The organism is Sulfurimonas sp. (assembly GCF_029027585.1).
Lineage (GTDB): Bacteria > Campylobacterota > Campylobacteria > Campylobacterales > Sulfurimonadaceae > Sulfurimonas.
In genome coordinates, this window is the sequence record NZ_CP093397.1 from 614,314 (window position 1) to 630,663 (window position 16,350).

Below are 16,350 nucleotides of genomic sequence, written 5' to 3' on the forward strand. Positions count from 1 at the left end.
TTCATATATCGAAACTATTATTTTCACACTCTTGAGTTCTCGCCTCAAAAAGTTTTAAGATAGTTAAGAAAAATGCTGTAATAGCAGGTCCTAAAATCATACCCCAAAACCCAAATGTTGCAAGTCCCGCGATAATAGCAAAGAAAATCACAAGTTCATTTATCTTTGCATCATCTTCTTTTAAAAGCCTTTGATTTATCCCTTTAATGATTAGTGGTTTTATAAAAGTGTCTGCGATTATAGAAATAACAACTATAGAATAAGAGGCTATAAAAATTGCATTGCCATTGTTACCAACTGCAAACTCATAAATCATAAATGGTAACCACATCATAATCCCGCCAATAACGGGAACAAGAGATGCAAACCCATACATGATTCCAAATAAAAGACCGTTATAACCTAGAAATGAAATCGCTACTCCAAAAAGAACTCCTTCAAACATCGCTGTTGCAATGATTGAGTAAAAAACAACACTCATTACAGATGCTAACTCTTTAGAAAGCAGAGTTGTTTCTTCTATGGACATATGAACAACTCGTTTTAAAAACTTAACTATGTTTTCACCATTGTATTGAGCGAAAAAGTAAAAGATTATGATTAAAAAAGCGTTCTTTAAAAAACCTGCACTAAAAGAACCTATCTTACCAGTGATTGAAAGAACATTTGTTGTGAAGTTATTAATATCCATCTCTTTTATAGCATCTAGCGCATAGGGTTTTAAAAACAGTAAATACTCTGGAGGAGTTTCTATAAACGCTCTTACATAGGTTTCCATTTGTAAATATGTTTGTGTTTCAAGTGAATTTAGTTGCAAAGTAAGCGTTGCCAAGAAATAACCTAATGGAGCGAAAAACAAAACTGCTAATAACAAACTTGAAGCCATAGCTGAAAAAAGTTTATTTTTGAAAATACTTTCAAAATATGTTTGAATATTGGCAGTTGAAATTGCCAAAAGAGCTGCAATTGTAATAGCAAGAACAAAAGGAGCATAAAGTAAATACATCCAGTACAATGATGTAGCAAATAAAATTGTTACAAAAAATTGTGGTTTCATTATTTTATCTCCTTTTCCAAGGAAGTAAATTCCTTGAAAAATTCCTATCACTAAAGCTATGCCTATCGGCAAGAGATAATTTTAAAATTAAAATTTTCAAATTAAACTTCCTTGCAAAGTTGGAAATGGTTTATCTAAAATTTCATAAGTGCTTCTTGTAGCTTTTCGCCCCTTTGCTGTTCGCTCTAGGTAGCCATTTGCTATGAGGTATGGTTCAAGCACATCTTCAACTGTTCCTTCATCTTCACTAAGAGCCGCTGCAATAGTACTTAATCCCATCGCTCTTCCTTGTGCTGATATCAAAAGATTTAAAAGTCTTATATCCATCTCATCAAAACCATGAGAGTTAATGCCAAGTTCATCAAGAGCGTATGTTGTTCGAGAATGATTAATATCTGACTCATTAGCCACCTCAGCAAAATCTCTAACACGACGCAAAAGTCTAAGAGCAATACGAGGAGTTCCTCTACTTCTTTTTGCTATCTCAACAGACGCTTTATGGATTATCTCTTTTTCTAATTTACTTGAAGCTTGAGATATGATTTTTGCTAACTCCTCAGCACTATAAAACTGCATTCTAAAACTCATACCAAATCTATCTCTAAGTGGATTTGATAACATTCCTGCTCTTGTTGTTGCCCCAATGAGTGTAAAACGAGGTAAATCAATTTTAACAGTCTGAGCAGCTGGTCCACTTCCTATAATAATATCTATACGAAAATCTTCCATTGATGAGTATAAAATCTCTTCAACAGCAGGTGAAAGACGATGAATCTCGTCTATGAAAAGTATATCACCTTCTTCTAAGTTTGTGAGTATTGCAGCTAAATCTCCACTTTTTTCTATCATGGGAGCGGCTGTTACTTTTATATTTGCGTTCATCTCATTTGCAATTATTAGAGCTAGTGTAGTTTTTCCAAGCCCCGGTGGTCCATAAAACAAAACATGGTCTAGGGCTTCATCTCTAAGTTTACTTGCCTCTATAAAAACACCAAGATTTTTTTTAATCTGCTCTTGACCTATATACTCACTCCAAGCATCTGGACGCAAAGTAAATTCTACGCTCTCTTCTTCTGTACAAAAGGTTTCTATCTCTACTAATCTATCCATCAGCTATTTCTCATTAGTATGTATGCTCTACTTTAGGAAATGATTTATTTACAACTTCATCTGAGTAAGTTTTAACAGCTTCTCTAACAAGAGATGCTCCATCTAAGTATTTTTTTACAAATTTTGGAGTGAATTCTTCAAATAGTCCAAGCATGTCTGAGAAAACTAAAACTTGTCCATCTACATCAACACCAGCACCGATGCCAATTACAGGAATACTAACACTACTTGCAACTGCTTTTGCCACATCTGCTTTTGCACCTTCTATGACCATACAAAAGGCTCCTGCATCTTCTACCGCTTTGGCATCTTTGAGTAAGTTGATTTTTTCTTCTTCAGTTTTGCCTTTAACTTTGTAACCACCCTCACTTCTTACAGATTGAGGTAAAAGTCCGATATGTCCACAAACAGCGATGCCATTATCTACTAAATGTTTTATTGTGGTAGCTCTATCTTGTCCACCTTCTATCTTTACACAGTCAGCATCTGTTTCTTGAAAAACACGCGTAGAGTTTTTTAGTGCATCTTCTTTGTTTGTGTAAGTTCCAAAAGGCATATCACATATCACAAAACTATTTTTAGCACCAGTACAAACTGCTTTAGTATGGTAAATCATCTGCTCCATTGTTGCACTAAGAGTATCTTTTCTTCCAGCAAAACTCATATTTAAGCTATCACCTACTAAAATCATGTCAGCACTCGACTCAAAAAGCTTTGCAAAAAGAGCATCATAGGCTGTTATCATCACTAAAGGTCTGTTACCTTTACTTTTTTGTATAGAATTTATAGTCATTTTTTTATTCATACAAGTATTTTAACTAAAAATTGCTATAATTTTAACAATATTGGAGAATTATTTAATGGGTATAAGAACTATCTTAGATGCTAACTTTGATTTTGAAATTGTTGACGAATTTTTCGATCATTATTCTATGATGATTGAAAGTATGGAAGTGATGATATTAGACCTCAATAAGCCAACTGAATATTCAAGAAGTATTGAAGAGCTTTTTCGTGTTTTTCATAATATAAAATCAGCTTCAGGCTATCTAAAAATGATACCTATGGCAAAACTAGCAGCCTTTGTGGAAGATGCCTTAGAAGAACTTAGAACAACAGATGCTTTAGCAAATGATGACATAATCACTTGGCTACTTGAAATAAGCGATATGTTTGCTCAATGGCAAGATGATTTAAAACTTGATAACGATTTGAGCCATATAAAATATTCTTTATTAAAAATACCAGAACTAACAAAATAACTTAAAAAGAAAAAACTTGAAAAAACTTGTAGCATATATAACTTCTGCTTACCCAGAAAAATCATTTAGCATAGACTTAAGCCTTGAACTTGGTGAAAATGGAGTAGATACACTTGAACTTGGTGTTCCTTTTTCTGACCCTGTTGCAGATGGACCTCTTATAGAAAAAGCGAACCATAAAGCACTAGAACTAGGCTTCAAGTTTAAACATTTACTTGAAATCTCAAAAGTAGTAGCACCTAAACTTGATACTCTTTGGATGGGATATTTTAACAGTTTTTATCAACAAGATATGGATAAACTCATTCCTTTAGCATCTAAACTTGGAGTAAACGGCTTTATCATTCCAGACTTACCACATGAAGAAGCATTAACTTACTCTGATTTGTTTAAAAACAACAACATAAGTAACATAAGTTTTGTTGCTCCAACTGATAGTGAGCAGAGGATAAAAGAAGTAGTTAGTGATGCTCAAAAGTTTATCTATATGGTTGCATATACTGGAATAACAGGCTCAGGAAAAGCAGAAGATTTGCAACCATTTTTAAGCTCTATAAAAAAATATTCCACTACTCCTGTTTATGTAGGCTTTGGTGTAAATGAAAAAACAGCAAAAGAGAAAGTAAAAGGAGCCGATGGTGTAATAGTTGGAAGTGCTTTTATAGATATACTTTTAAAAGACTCTTTAAGTTACTCGCAAAAAATCACTCAATGTTGTGAACTCTCAAAAATCATAAAAGATAAAATCAACTCATAGTTTATTTTTTAGTTGCTCATATGGAGATTTTAACATCTTTGATTCTTTTTTAAGATTGGTTAAAATCTCATCTAACCACTGAGCATAAGAATCTTTCATCAAGTTTTTTAGTGTATTTTTTTGAGCATCTATCATCTTTTTTACACTAAGTTGAAAATCATCTTCATTAAATGCTTGATCAACTTCTGTCATTGCTGCATCTACTCCTACCCAAGTAGCAGTTCCAGTAATAACTCCACACACTAAAGCCCAAGGACCAGTTGGTGCGCAGATGCTAAGTCCGCTAACACTACCTCCTAAAAATGTTGTGGCTTTTGCTACTCCTTTTGCTCCAAACTTTATAAGCATCTTAGACATTATACTTTTTGTGATTGCACCGCTTATAAGTAGAGTTCCTGTCGCACTGAAACCTTTTTTTGCCAAATCTCTTGAAGAGGCTTCAAAAACATTATTTAAGCTAAGTTCAAGTGAGTTTAGTTCTACTTTATGCTTAAGCTTTATAGTGTTTAAATCTTCATTAAGTGTATTTTTAAAAATATTCATAGAGTTATTTATCTTTTCATCTATAAGTATAGATGCTTCTTTAGATTTTAAATAAAAATCATTTTGCTCAAAAAGAAAGAAATTTATTTTAGCTTGAATTTCATCATTTAGCATATTTGCATTACATCTTTTTAGTTTTAAGCCATTTGGTAAATATTGATTATAAAAAGGTGCTAAATAACTATTTTTATATCCACAGTATAAACTATAACCTTTTAAAATTATTCTACTATATTCACCCTTTACTGAATAATAATAAGCAGATAATTTTGGTATAGATTTATATACTTCTTCAAAAGCTTTATCTACTTCTATGTCTATTACTTCATCTATATTATCTATTAATTTTTGCTCATTTGCGTCTAGATGCTTATTTATTTTTGCATCTACCTCTATATATATCTCTTTAACTTTGTTTATATAATGTCTTTGATAAAGATGATTTATGCTCATACTTATGAGAAAAAGAAGTAAAATAGTTGCAATAAAACCTATAAGAAAATAGTTTTTATTTTGCTCTTTTTCTTTTATGATGATAGATGCTGGTATGGAAAAACTAAGTAATAACTTTGAATAACTCCAAACAAACAAACCTTGAGAAAAGAACAAGTAAACAAACCAAACAAAGATGCTAGAACTGTTTTCTAGCTCACTAGCAGATATGCTCATAAGTCTAAACTCAAGAAGTTCTTTATAGTGTAAAGATTGTGCTAAAAAGTTAAGTATTTGACAGCTAAATTCTTTTGTTTCATAAGATGGTGTCGTAAAAAACTGATAAATAACAAAGATAAAAAGAAGAAAAACAGCATTTATCCATGCAGTCCACCTTCTAGCTATACTATCTAAGAAATCATCTTTAACTCTTAAAGATAAACTTTTTTTAGTAGTGTTAAAAATAAACCAAACAACTAAAACATCAAGACCTAAAATCACAAACAAAAATGAGTCAAGATAGATGCTAACTACTAAAAGTACAACAGAGGAGAAAAAAGCGATAAAAATAGATACAACAAGAGTAAACCAAACACTCTTTACTAAGCTAAACAAAGAAGTATTTTGATGAAAAATAGTATCTGCTATAACATACTTTTTTATTATGTGCATCTCTAAGAGTGCCATAGTTAAAAGCGTACTAAAACCTAAAATGAAAAATATAAAAACTAAACACGAGGCAGATTCACTGATAATTGTCCAAAGATATAAAAATAAAAATATTAAAAGACTTTTAAACATAACAAAGTTTAGCATAATTGGCTAAAAATTAAGAGGATTATGCTAATATCCGAAATATATTTATATTAGGATTTTTATGTCATTTACTTCACTTGGACTCTCAGCTCCATTACTCAAAGCTATCAAAGAACAAGGTTACGATAAACCAACACCTATTCAAACTCAAGCAATACCAATCATTTTAAAAAAACAAGATATTTTAGCAGGAGCACAAACAGGGACAGGTAAAACGGCAGGTTTTACTCTTCCTATGTTAGAGTTACTATCTCGTGCTAAACCCTCTAAAGGTAAAAAAGCTCATCATGTTAAAGTACTTATTTTAACTCCTACACGAGAGTTAGCATCCCAAGTAGAAGAAAGTGTAAGAGTTTACGGAAAACATCTTCCATTTAAATCAACAGTAATATTTGGTGGAGTTAAAATAAACCCTCAAATCGTTGCTCTTCGTCGCGGAGTAGAAATAGTTGTAGCAACACCAGGACGCCTACTTGACCATATGTCTCAACAAACAATTAACCTATCAAAAGTAGATTTTCTCATCCTTGATGAAGCAGATAGGATGCTAGATATGGGTTTTGTAAATGACATCAAAAAAGTTATAGCAGTTTTACCAAAAGAACGCCAAACTCTTCTTTTCTCAGCAACATACTCAGATGAGATAAAAAAACTTTCTCAAAAATTTTTACGCTCCCCAGCACTTATAGAAGTAGCAAGAAGAAACACTTCAAGTGAGATAGTAAAACAAGCTGTATATCCTGTAGATAAAGAACGCAAGCGTGAACTTTTAACTCATCTTATAAACAAAGAAAACTGGAAACAAGTTTTAGTTTTTACAAGAACTAAACATGGTGCAAATCGATTAAGTGGGCAACTTGAAAAAGATGAGATTAGCTCAGTTGCAATTCATGGAAATAAAAGCCAAAATGCAAGAACAAAAGCTCTAGCAGACTTTAAAGCGGGAAAAATCAGAGTTCTTGTGGCAACAGATATCGCAGCACGAGGCATAGATATAGACCAACTTCCTCATGTTGTAAACTATGAACTTCCAAATGTAAGTGAAGACTATGTACACCGTATAGGGCGTACTGGTCGTGCAGGTAATGAAGGTGAAGCAATCTCACTTGTTTGTGTAGATGAAAATGAATATTTAGTAAATATTGAAAAACTTATAAATAAAGATATTCCAAAAATTTGGGAAAAAGGCTTTAAACCAGACCCATCAATAAAAGCTGAACCTATAAATATGGGTGGTAATCGTGGAGCTAGAAATAAACCTCGTGGCGGGAATAGAAACGGTGGAAGAAACTCTAACTCTTCACGAAATTCAAGTCGCTCTAGAAGTAGATAATACTTTTAAATCATGTTTTTTATATATTGGTCTCCCTACATGGACTCGAACCATGAGCTATCCCTTAGGAGGGGACTGCTTTATCCAGTTAAGCGATAAGGAGTAATTTTGTAATTATACAACAATAAATTAATGCCGTGAGTGTCATTAATTTAACCTATTCTTAGTTTAAAGATAAGATCTTTTTTGCTATTTCTACATTTAGTCCTGCTTTACTACAAGCAATTTCAATATTTTCTTGATTGTCTAATAATCTTAAAAGTACTTTTACTTTTTCTGTCTGATTAATATTTTTTCTTGGCATTTATTTTCCTTTGTTTTTATTTTGTTTAAATCTTTTAACAATAGGGAGATAACAAATTGAGTGGTTCTAAAAGTGTTTAATATAGCTTATTGATACGAAGATATAAGTGTAGTTAAAAATGTTTAAAAAATTGTTGTTATAAAACCTATAAATAAAGGATTTAGTTTTGGTTGCGGAAGCAAGATTTGAACTTGCGACCTTCGGGTTATGAGCCCGACGAGCTACCGAACTGCTCTATTCCGCGACATTTGTAGTTATTTTATGGTGCGCCCGACAGGAGTCGAACCTGTGACCTTCGGTACCGCAAACCGATGCTCTATCCAGCTGAGCTACGAGCGCACACCATCTCTTTTTAAGAGGCTGAAATTATATCACTTTTAGCTTATAGTAGTATAAATCTTTTGTATTTCTTTTTCTTGCAGGTATAATTCATGTGTTTTTTTCACATAAGCATGAAGAACTTTTTTTAGGTCGTTATTTCCTTCTACATTAAAATCTTTTGCCATTTCTGCTTGTAAAAATGGTGCAAACTCATCTTCTACATCAACATCAAAACGGCGACCATTCACATGTAAACTTATCTTTTTACTCATAAGTTTTAGCCTAACATACTTTCGATTTTTTCAACTATTTCTTCGATTTCTAAGTCTTTCATTACTGTTTCATCTCTTAGTTTTTCTATCTCAGTATCTTTGATTTCACTCTCAGCTTTTAAAGTTAAAAGTTCCATTCTTATACTTTTATTTTCTTCTTTTAAAGAGTTGTAATTTTGTAAAATATCTGTTACTTTTTGGTTTAGTTTTTCTAAATTTGTTTGATTTTGCATAAAATTTCCTAGCTATTTATATAAATACAATTTTAGCACAAAAACTCTAAGAAAATCAAAAAAACTAAAGTTTAGTTCATGGTATCGGCAGGAACATGAACATTTCCTTCCATGATAATCCTAGCACTTCTACTCATGCTTACTTTTTGTATATCATATGCATTATCTACTTTATTGATAACCGCACCAACTTTTAAAGTCCCAGAAGGGTGTCCAAAAGTTACACTATCTCTCTCACCATTACCAGCAGCGATGCTGACTAAAGTTCCAGGAACACAAGCAGCAACACCAATAGCCACAGATGCTGTTCCCATCATAGCGTGGTGAAGTAATCCCATAGACAAAGCCCGTACATTTAACTCTATCATACTAGCATCTATCTTTTTACCACTAGATGCTACATAGTTTTGAGGCTTTGAAACAAAAGCAATTTTTGGAGTATGTTGTCTAGTTTCGGCCTCTTTTATATCTGTAATAAGTCCCATTTTTATAGCACCATAGGCTCTAATAGTTTCAAATCTTTTAAGTGCTTCTTTATCAAAGTTTATATCTCCTTGAAGTTCAGTACCTTTGTAGCCAATATCCTCAGCATTTAAAAAGATGGTAGGAATCCCTGCACTAATCATAGTAGCTTTAAATGTTCCGATGCCAGGAACTTCAAGGTCATCTATGAGGTTTCCGGTAGGAAATAGTTTTTCTGTTGAATCAACTGGTTGTAAAAACTCTATCTTAACCTCAGCAGCTGGAAAAGAAACACCATCAAGTTCAAAATCACCCATCTCTTGGACTACAGAATTTTTCATAGGAACATAGGCGATAATAGTTTTTTTAATATTTACTTGCCAGATGCGAATAACAGCTATACCATTTTCAACAAGTCTATCTTCATCTACAAGTCCACTTTTAATAGCAAAAGAGCCAACTGCACCTGAAAGGTTTCCACAGTTTCCACTCCAATCAACAAAAGGTCTATCAATTGCAACTTGACCAAAAGTATAATCTACATCGTGGTCTTGCTTTGTACTTTTTGCAACCAGAACAGTTTTAGAAGTACTTGAAGTCGCACCACCCATTCCATCTATTTGTTTGGCATAAGGATCAGGAGAACCAACAACCCTTAAAAGAAGTTTGTCTTTTGCTTCTTGGTTTTCTTGTGCTAGTTTTGGCAAGTCAGAAACTTTAAAAAATGTTCCCTTACTTGTACCACCACGCATATATGTGGCAGGTATTTTTATTTGTGGTGCATCACTCATCTTTTTTCCTTATTTGTTTTTAACAAAATCTTTAGCAAATTTTTGAAGGATTCCGCCTGCGTTATATACTTCAACTTCAGCACTAGTATCTAGTCTACAAGTCACAGGAATATTTACTACTTCTCCATTTGCTCTTGTCATAATCACTTCTAATGTTGTTCGTGGACTTATATCACCTTGAACTTCATAAGTTTCAGTTCCATCTATATTATAAGTATGTCTAGTATCTCCATCTTTAAACTGCAGAGGTAACACACCCATACCAACAAGATTTGTTCTATGGATTCTCTCGATACTCTCAGCTACAAGAACTTCAACACCTGCAAGTCTTACACCTTTAGCAGCCCAATCTCTTGAACTTCCTTGACCGTAATTAATCCCTGCTATGATAATAAGAGGTTGTTTTCTGTCCATGTAAGTTTCTATCGCTTCCCACATTCTAGTTACTAAACCTTCAGGCATTATCTTAGCCAGTGAGCCTTGTATAACTTCACCATTTTCATCTTTTACCATCTCATTAAAGAGTTTAGGGTTTGCTAATGTTGCTCTTTGTGCTGTATTATGATCCCCTCTATGAGTTGCATAAGAGTTAAAGTCTATTGCAGGAAGTCCCATTTTTGCACAGTATTCACCCGCTGCACTATTTGGTAAGATAGCATTTGAAGGAGATAAGTGGTCGGTTGTAATATTATCAGGAAAAACTCCTAAAGGACGCATATTTTTAAGCGCTGGTTTACCCATAAATTCTTCATCCCAATAAGGAGGTTTGTTTATATATGTACTTTTTTTATTCCAGTTATAAAAAGGATCTACTTTTACATCTTCCATTACATCTTTAGCAAACATTGGGTCATAAATCTCACTAAACATTTCTGGTCTTACAGATGCTTTTACAACTTCATCAATCTCTTCATCACTTGGCCAAATATCATTTAGCGAAATATCGTTACCATTAGCATCTTTACCTAGTGAGTCTTTTTCTATATCAAATCTAATAGACCCAGCAAGGGCGTAAGCGATAACTAGCGGAGGAGATGCTAAAAATGCTTCTTTCACATATGGGTGAATTCTTCCATCAAAGTTTCTATTTCCAGATAAAACAGCTGTTGTATAAATATCATTATCAACTGCTTCTTTTTGGATTTTAGGATCAAGTGCACCTGACATTCCATTACAAGTTGTACATGCAAAACCAACTATACCAAAACCTAACTGCTCAAGTTCTCCTAAAAGATTTGAGTCTTTTAAGTAGGATTCAACCACTTTAGAACCCGGAGCTAAAGATGATTTAACCCATGGTTTTCTTGTAAGTCCTAGTTTGTTAGCATTTCTGGCTAATAGCCCCGCTGCAATAACATTTCTAGGATTGCTTGTGTTTGTACAAGATGTGATAGCCGCGATTAGTACCGCACCATCAGGCATCTCATCTTCAGTTATTTCAATTTTTTTTGTAATTCCTTCAGCTTCTAGAGTTGAAGTTGGTACAAGTTTATGTGGTTTTGAAGGTCCAGCTAAACTTCTTGAAACAGTTGATAAATCAAATTCTAATCTTCTTACATACTCGGCATTTACCAATGAGTCTGCCCAAAGTCCATTTGCTTTAGCGTAGATTTCAACTAACTCAACTTGCTTAGCTTCTCGACCTGTAAGTTTTAAATAATCAAGAGTTTGATTATCAATAGCAAACATTGCCGCACTCGCTCCATACTCTGGTGTCATATTTGAGATAGTAGCACGATCACCTAAAGTTAAATAGCTTAAACCCTCTCCATAAAACTCTAAAAAAGAAGAGATAACATCATTTTCTCTTAAGAAACAAGTCATAGCTAAAGCAATATCAGTTGCTGTAATACCCTCTGCTCTTTTTCCTACGATATTTACACCAACGATTTCAGGAACTCTCATAAATGATGGATTTCCAAGCATAACATTTTCAGCTTCAAGCCCACCAACACCGATTGCCATTACACCAAGTGCATCTACATGAGGAGTATGACTATCTGTTCCAACAAGTGTATCTGGATATGCGATACCATCTATCGCGTGGATAACAGGTGACATTTTTTCTAGATTTATTTGATGCATGATTCCATTACCTGGAGGGATAACATCTACATTATCAAATGCGATTTTTGTCCAGTTAATAAAGTGAAATCTATCTGCATTTCTTCTATCTTCAATTGCTCTATTTTTATCAAATGCTTGGGGATCAAATCCACCACATTCAACTGCTAAAGAGTGATCAACAATAAGCTGAGTAGGAACAACAGGATTAACTAAAGTTGGATCCCCACCCTCTTTTGCAATAGCTTCTCTAAGACCCGCTAAATCAACCAAAGCAGTAAGCCCTAAAATATCATGCGTTACAACACGACTTGGGTACCAAGGAAAATCTTTGTCAGTTCTTTTCTCAATAATTTGTATAAGTGAATCTTTTAAATCTTCACTTGGGCACTTTCTTAGTAGATTTTCAACTAGAACTCTCGAAGTGTAGTTTAGCTTCTCAAAAGAACCTGCTTGAATCTCTTCAACAGCTTCTTTGACATCATAATATTTTAAATCTGTACCATTTAATTTTTTTAGATAATTATTACTCATAATTTATAGTTTCCTTTTTATTTTCGCTCATCCAATGGAACATATTTCAAGTCCTCAAGACCTATATATTGTGCAGAAGGACGAATAATTTTTCCATCTTCTCGTTGTTCAACAACATGTGCTCCCCATCCAGATGCACGAGCAATAACAAATATAGGAGTAAACATATCTGTTGGAATTCCCATTTGATTATATGAAACTGCTGAAAACCAGTCTAAGTTAGGGAACATTTTTTTCTCATTCCACATAACAGTTTCTATTCTCTCGGCTACCTCATACATTAGCATATCATTGTTTTCTTCTGAAAGTGTTTTTGCAACTTCTTTAATAACAACATTTCTTGGATCACTTGTTGTATATACAGGATGTCCAAACCCGATAACGATTTCTTTTCTTGCCATTCTCTCTTTTATATCTTTCTCTGCCGCATCTGCTGAAGCATATCGTTGTTGGATTCTAAAAGCTTCTTCATTCGCTCCACCATGTTTTGGTCCTCTAAGAGCACCAATAGCACCAGTTATTGCTGAATACATATCAGATGATGTTCCTGCTATAACACGCCCTGCAAAAGTAGATGCATTAAACTCATGTTCTGCATAAAGGATAAGAGAGATATGCATAGCTTTTACCCATGATTCTTTAGGCACTTCTCCATGAAGTAGGTGTAAAAAATGAGCGGCGATAGTATCATCATCAGTTTCTAACTCAATTTTTTTGTTGTTATGGCTAAAGTGGTACCAATAAAGAAGCATTGAACCAAAAGATGCCATTAACTTATCCACTAAACCTTGGGCTTCTTCTTTGTTATGGTCTAAGGCTTCAGGTTCTATACAACCTAAAGCTGAACAACCTGTTCTCATTACATCCATAGGGTGTGTTGATTTTGGAAGTTGCTCTAAAATAACTTTTACTGCATCTGGAATATTACGAAGAGATTTTAGTTTTGTTTTATATGCTGCAAGTTCTGCAATATTTGGCAATTTTTCATGAACTATTAAGTATGCAATTTCTTCAAATTCAGCTTGTGTTGCGAATTCTAATATATCATATCCACGGTAATGTAAATCATTTCCTGTTATACCAACTGTACAGATTGCAGTATTACCTGCAGTTGTACCAGATAAGGCAACAGATTTTTTAGGTTTAAATCCTGTTGTAGTTGTACTCATAATTTATCCTTTATAGTTTATTCTTATTTATTCTGTGAAAAAAGTGCGTCTAGTTTATCTTCATAAGCATGATAATCTAACATATCGTAAAGTTCTATCCTAGTTTGCATAATATCAACTACTGAACTTTGAGTACCTTTGTTTAAGATAGCTTCAAAAACACTAAGAGCTGCTTTATTCATAGCACGAAATCCTGAAAGTGGGTAAAGAACCATGCTTATACCAACACTTGCCAACTCTTCAACTGTAAACATTGGAGTTGCACCAAATTCTGTAATATTTGCTAAAACTGGAACTTTAATAACATTTGTAAAATCTTCATACTCTTTAAGTGTATGGATTGCTTCAGCAAAAATCATATCTGCACCAGCTTCTACATAAGCTTTAGCTCTTTTTAGTGCTTCTTCTTGACCTTCACTAGCATGTGCATCTGTTCTAGCCATGATTACAAAATCAGGGTCAGTTTTTCCATCTACTGCCGCTCTAATACGATCACACATCTCATCAATGCTAACTAACTCTTTATTTGGTCTATGTCCACATCTTTTTTGAGCAACTTGGTCTTCTATATGACATCCTGCTGCACCTGCTTTTGTCATCTCTCTTACTGTTCTAGAAATGTTAAAAGCTCCACCCCAACCAGTATCTGCATCTACTAAAAGTGGCACATCACATCTACCTGTAATTCTTCTAATATCAATACATACATCTTCTAGCATTGTCATACCAAGATCTGGTAAACCATAACTAGCATTTGCAACACCAGCACCTGAAAGATACATAGCTTTTGCTCCTGCACGCTCTGCTTGAATAGCACTATATGCATTTATAACACCTAATATTTGTAATGGACTTTGATCTTTTAACGCTTCTCTAAATTTTTTTCCTGCACTCATGCTTCTTCCTTCTTTTTTGGGTATCCAAGAGCTTTTATAGCTTCTTGTATCTCTGGTAATACATCTTCATCTTCAATAGTTGAAGGCATATTCCACTCTTTTCCATCTGCCATACTTCGCATAGTTCCACGAAGAATTTTTCCACTTCTTGTTTTTGGTAGTCTTGAAACAATAGTTACAATTCTAAAACTAGCAACTGCTCCAATTTCATCACGAACAAGTTGAACAATTCCTTCGCATAAAGATTGATTATCTCTTTCTATACCTTCTTTTAAAACTGCAAAGCCCATAGGAACTTCACCTTTTAAGGCATCATCAACACCGATTACAGCACACTCTGCTACATCAGGATGTTTTGCTACTATCTCTTCCATTTCACCAGTTGAGAGTCTATGTCCAGCAACATTGATAACTCCGTCCATACGACCCATAACCCAAACATATCCATCTTTATCGATATATCCAGAATCTCCAGTTAAATAATATCCTGGATAAAAGTCTAAGTATGAGCGTTTATATCTTGCGTCATCTTCCCAAACTCCCATAAGACAACTTGGTGGTAGTGGTAATTTAAGTACAAGATTTCCTAATACTCCTGGTTTGCATTGCTTACCATCAGCATCTAATGCTTGAAGATTAAATCCTGGCATTGGTTTTGTAGGACTTCCAGGTTTTACTTTCATAGGGTCTAAGCCCATTGGATTTGCAGCGATTGCCCAACCTGTTTCAGTTTGCCACCAGTGATCAGTCACTTCTTTACCTGTTACTTTTTTCATCCACTCTAAAGTTGGAGAATCACATCTTTCACCAGCTACAAAAAGACCTTTTACACTGCTAAGGTCATATTTTTTAACCCATTCACCGTTTGGATCTTCTTTTCTAATTGCTCTAAAAGCAGTTGGTGCTGAAAAAAGTATATTTACTTTATGTTCTTCACAGACTCTCCAAAATGCTCCTGGATTTGGTGTTCTAACAGGTTTACCTTCATAAACAATAGTTGTACAACCATTCATTAATGGAGCGTAAACTATATATGAATGTCCAACAACCCAACCAACATCACTAGCTGCCCAAAAAACATCACCTGCTTTAGCATTGTAAACATTATCCATAGACCATTTCATAGCAACAGCATGTCCACCATTACTTCTAATAACACCTTTTGGTTTACCAGTAGTTCCTGATGTATAAAGAATATAAAGTGGGTCAATAGCATCTAATGGAACACAATCAACTGCAGCAGTTTTTTCTTCTTCCTCAGCCCAATCCACATCTCTCCAAGGAAGCATATTCGCTATTTCTTGAGGTCTTTGATGGATAATACAACATGTTGGTTTGTGAGTTGATCTTTTGATTGCTTCATCTAAAAGAGGTTTATAGTGAATCACACGACTTACCTCAATACCACAACTAGCACTCATAATAACTTTAGGTTTTGCATCATCGATTCTAGTTGCAAGTTCATGTGCAGCAAAACCACCAAAAACAACAGAGTGAATAGCACCGATTCTAGCACATGCAAGCATCGCTATAACAGCTTCTGGAATCATTGGCATATAGATAACAACTCTATCGCCTTTAACAACACCTTTATTTACAAGAATACCAGCAGTTTTTGCTACTCTATCACGAAGTTGTGCATATGTATAAGTTTTCTTAGTGTCCGTTACTGGAGAATCATATATAAGTGCTGCTTGGTCACCTCTTCCATTGTCAACATGTAAATCAAGTGCATTGTAACAAGTATTCATACAGCCACCAACAAACCATCTGTAATGTCCGTTTACTACATCTAGTACTTTATCCCACTGATGATACCAATGAACTTTTGTTGCTGCCTCTGCCCAAAACTTCTCAGGATCGCTCAGTGATTCTTTGTACATTTTGTCGTAAATTGCTCCCATAACTATCTCCTTTTAATTTAGAAAAATTATACCTCTTATATATGATTTATGTTTGTACAAGATTTATGGACAAAATACAATTTTTGTACA

At 34.1% G+C, this 16,350-nt stretch carries 14 protein-coding genes, 3 tRNA genes and 1 pseudogene; 3 read left to right on the forward strand and 15 right to left on the reverse strand.

Annotated elements, in window-relative coordinates; translation table 11 throughout:
- Position 1: 1 nt before the first annotated feature.
- The 3 genes from MOV50_RS03265 to panB form a co-directional block, all read right to left on the reverse strand.
- The gene (locus MOV50_RS03265; protein ID WP_321778987.1) at positions 2 to 1,057 is read right to left on the reverse strand and encodes an AI-2E family transporter; all 1,056 of its coding nucleotides are present in this window, start codon (positions 1,055 to 1,057) and stop codon (positions 2 to 4) included.
- A 96-nt stretch (positions 1,058 to 1,153) separates the two neighbouring features.
- Positions 1,154 to 2,167 carry a Holliday junction branch migration DNA helicase RuvB gene (gene ruvB, locus MOV50_RS03270; RefSeq protein ID WP_321778988.1) on the reverse strand — a complete coding sequence of 338 codons (1,014 nt, stop codon included), beginning with the start codon at positions 2,165 to 2,167 and terminating at the stop codon, positions 1,154 to 1,156.
- A gap of 13 nt (positions 2,168 to 2,180) precedes the next feature.
- Positions 2,181 to 2,972, reverse strand: a complete 792-nt coding sequence (gene panB / locus MOV50_RS03275) for a 3-methyl-2-oxobutanoate hydroxymethyltransferase (RefSeq protein WP_321778989.1) — start codon at positions 2,970 to 2,972, stop codon at positions 2,181 to 2,183.
- A 40-nt stretch (positions 2,973 to 3,012) separates the two neighbouring features.
- Here panB and MOV50_RS03280 point away from each other — a divergent pair, with 40 nt between their 5' ends.
- Both MOV50_RS03280 and trpA read left to right on the forward strand, forming a co-directional pair.
- Positions 3,013 to 3,429, forward strand: coding sequence for an Hpt domain-containing protein (locus MOV50_RS03280; protein WP_321778990.1), 417 nt, complete (start codon positions 3,013 to 3,015; stop codon positions 3,427 to 3,429).
- A gap of 10 nt (positions 3,430 to 3,439) precedes the next feature.
- Positions 3,440 to 4,186 (forward strand): annotated as a pseudogene (trpA, locus tag MOV50_RS03285) (tryptophan synthase subunit alpha); the annotation flags it as partial.
- Here trpA and MOV50_RS03290 read toward each other — a convergent pair.
- Positions 4,181 to 5,962: a hypothetical protein gene (locus MOV50_RS03290; protein ID WP_321778991.1), complete on the reverse strand. Its 1,782-nt coding sequence runs from the start codon at positions 5,960 to 5,962 to the stop codon at positions 4,181 to 4,183. The pseudogene trpA and the gene MOV50_RS03290 sit on opposite strands and share 6 nt — an antisense overlap.
- A gap of 76 nt (positions 5,963 to 6,038) precedes the next feature.
- Between MOV50_RS03290 and MOV50_RS03295 the strand changes: the two genes are divergently transcribed.
- Positions 6,039 to 7,310, forward strand: coding sequence for a DEAD/DEAH box helicase (locus tag MOV50_RS03295; RefSeq protein WP_321778992.1), 1,272 nt, complete (start codon positions 6,039 to 6,041; stop codon positions 7,308 to 7,310).
- A gap of 27 nt (positions 7,311 to 7,337) precedes the next feature.
- On the opposite strand, the gene MOV50_RS03300 is transcribed toward MOV50_RS03295, so the two are convergent.
- The 11 genes from MOV50_RS03300 to MOV50_RS03350 all read right to left on the reverse strand — a co-directional run bounded on the left by MOV50_RS03300 (position 7,338) and on the right by MOV50_RS03350 (position 16,260).
- Positions 7,338 to 7,413: transfer RNA gene (locus MOV50_RS03300), tRNA-Arg, on the reverse strand.
- 60 nt (positions 7,414 to 7,473) lie between these two features.
- Complete coding sequence (locus MOV50_RS03305; protein ID WP_321778993.1) at positions 7,474 to 7,614, reverse strand: hypothetical protein; 141 nt, start codon at positions 7,612 to 7,614, stop codon at positions 7,474 to 7,476.
- A 167-nt stretch (positions 7,615 to 7,781) separates the two neighbouring features.
- Positions 7,782 to 7,858 (reverse strand) — tRNA-Met (locus tag MOV50_RS03310).
- A gap of 18 nt (positions 7,859 to 7,876) precedes the next feature.
- Positions 7,877 to 7,953, reverse strand: a tRNA-Arg gene (locus MOV50_RS03315).
- A 38-nt stretch (positions 7,954 to 7,991) separates the two neighbouring features.
- Positions 7,992 to 8,207 carry a hypothetical protein gene (locus MOV50_RS03320; protein ID WP_321778994.1) on the reverse strand — a complete coding sequence of 72 codons (216 nt, stop codon included), beginning with the start codon at positions 8,205 to 8,207 and terminating at the stop codon, positions 7,992 to 7,994.
- Positions 8,208 to 8,212: 5 nt separating this feature from the next.
- On the reverse strand, positions 8,213 to 8,440 hold the full coding sequence (locus MOV50_RS03325) for a hypothetical protein (protein WP_321778995.1): 228 nt from the start codon (positions 8,438 to 8,440) through the stop codon (positions 8,213 to 8,215).
- Between the two features lie 71 nt (positions 8,441 to 8,511).
- Positions 8,512 to 9,693 (reverse strand): 2-methylaconitate cis-trans isomerase PrpF, encoded by a 1,182-nt coding sequence (gene prpF / locus MOV50_RS03330; RefSeq protein WP_321778996.1) that lies wholly within the window; start codon positions 9,691 to 9,693, stop codon positions 8,512 to 8,514.
- A 9-nt stretch (positions 9,694 to 9,702) separates the two neighbouring features.
- Complete coding sequence (gene acnD, locus MOV50_RS03335) at positions 9,703 to 12,291, reverse strand: Fe/S-dependent 2-methylisocitrate dehydratase AcnD (protein WP_321778997.1); 2,589 nt, start codon at positions 12,289 to 12,291, stop codon at positions 9,703 to 9,705.
- A 17-nt stretch (positions 12,292 to 12,308) separates the two neighbouring features.
- The gene (gene prpC / locus MOV50_RS03340; protein WP_321778998.1) at positions 12,309 to 13,460 is read right to left on the reverse strand and encodes a 2-methylcitrate synthase; all 1,152 of its coding nucleotides are present in this window, start codon (positions 13,458 to 13,460) and stop codon (positions 12,309 to 12,311) included.
- Positions 13,461 to 13,483: 23 nt separating this feature from the next.
- Positions 13,484 to 14,356 carry a methylisocitrate lyase gene (prpB, locus tag MOV50_RS03345; RefSeq protein ID WP_321778999.1) on the reverse strand — a complete coding sequence of 291 codons (873 nt, stop codon included), beginning with the start codon at positions 14,354 to 14,356 and terminating at the stop codon, positions 13,484 to 13,486.
- Complete coding sequence (locus tag MOV50_RS03350; protein ID WP_321779000.1) at positions 14,353 to 16,260, reverse strand: propionyl-CoA synthetase; 1,908 nt, start codon at positions 16,258 to 16,260, stop codon at positions 14,353 to 14,355. Before MOV50_RS03350 ends, prpB begins: the two co-directional genes overlap by 4 nt.
- Between the last annotated feature and the right edge of the window lie 90 nt (positions 16,261 to 16,350).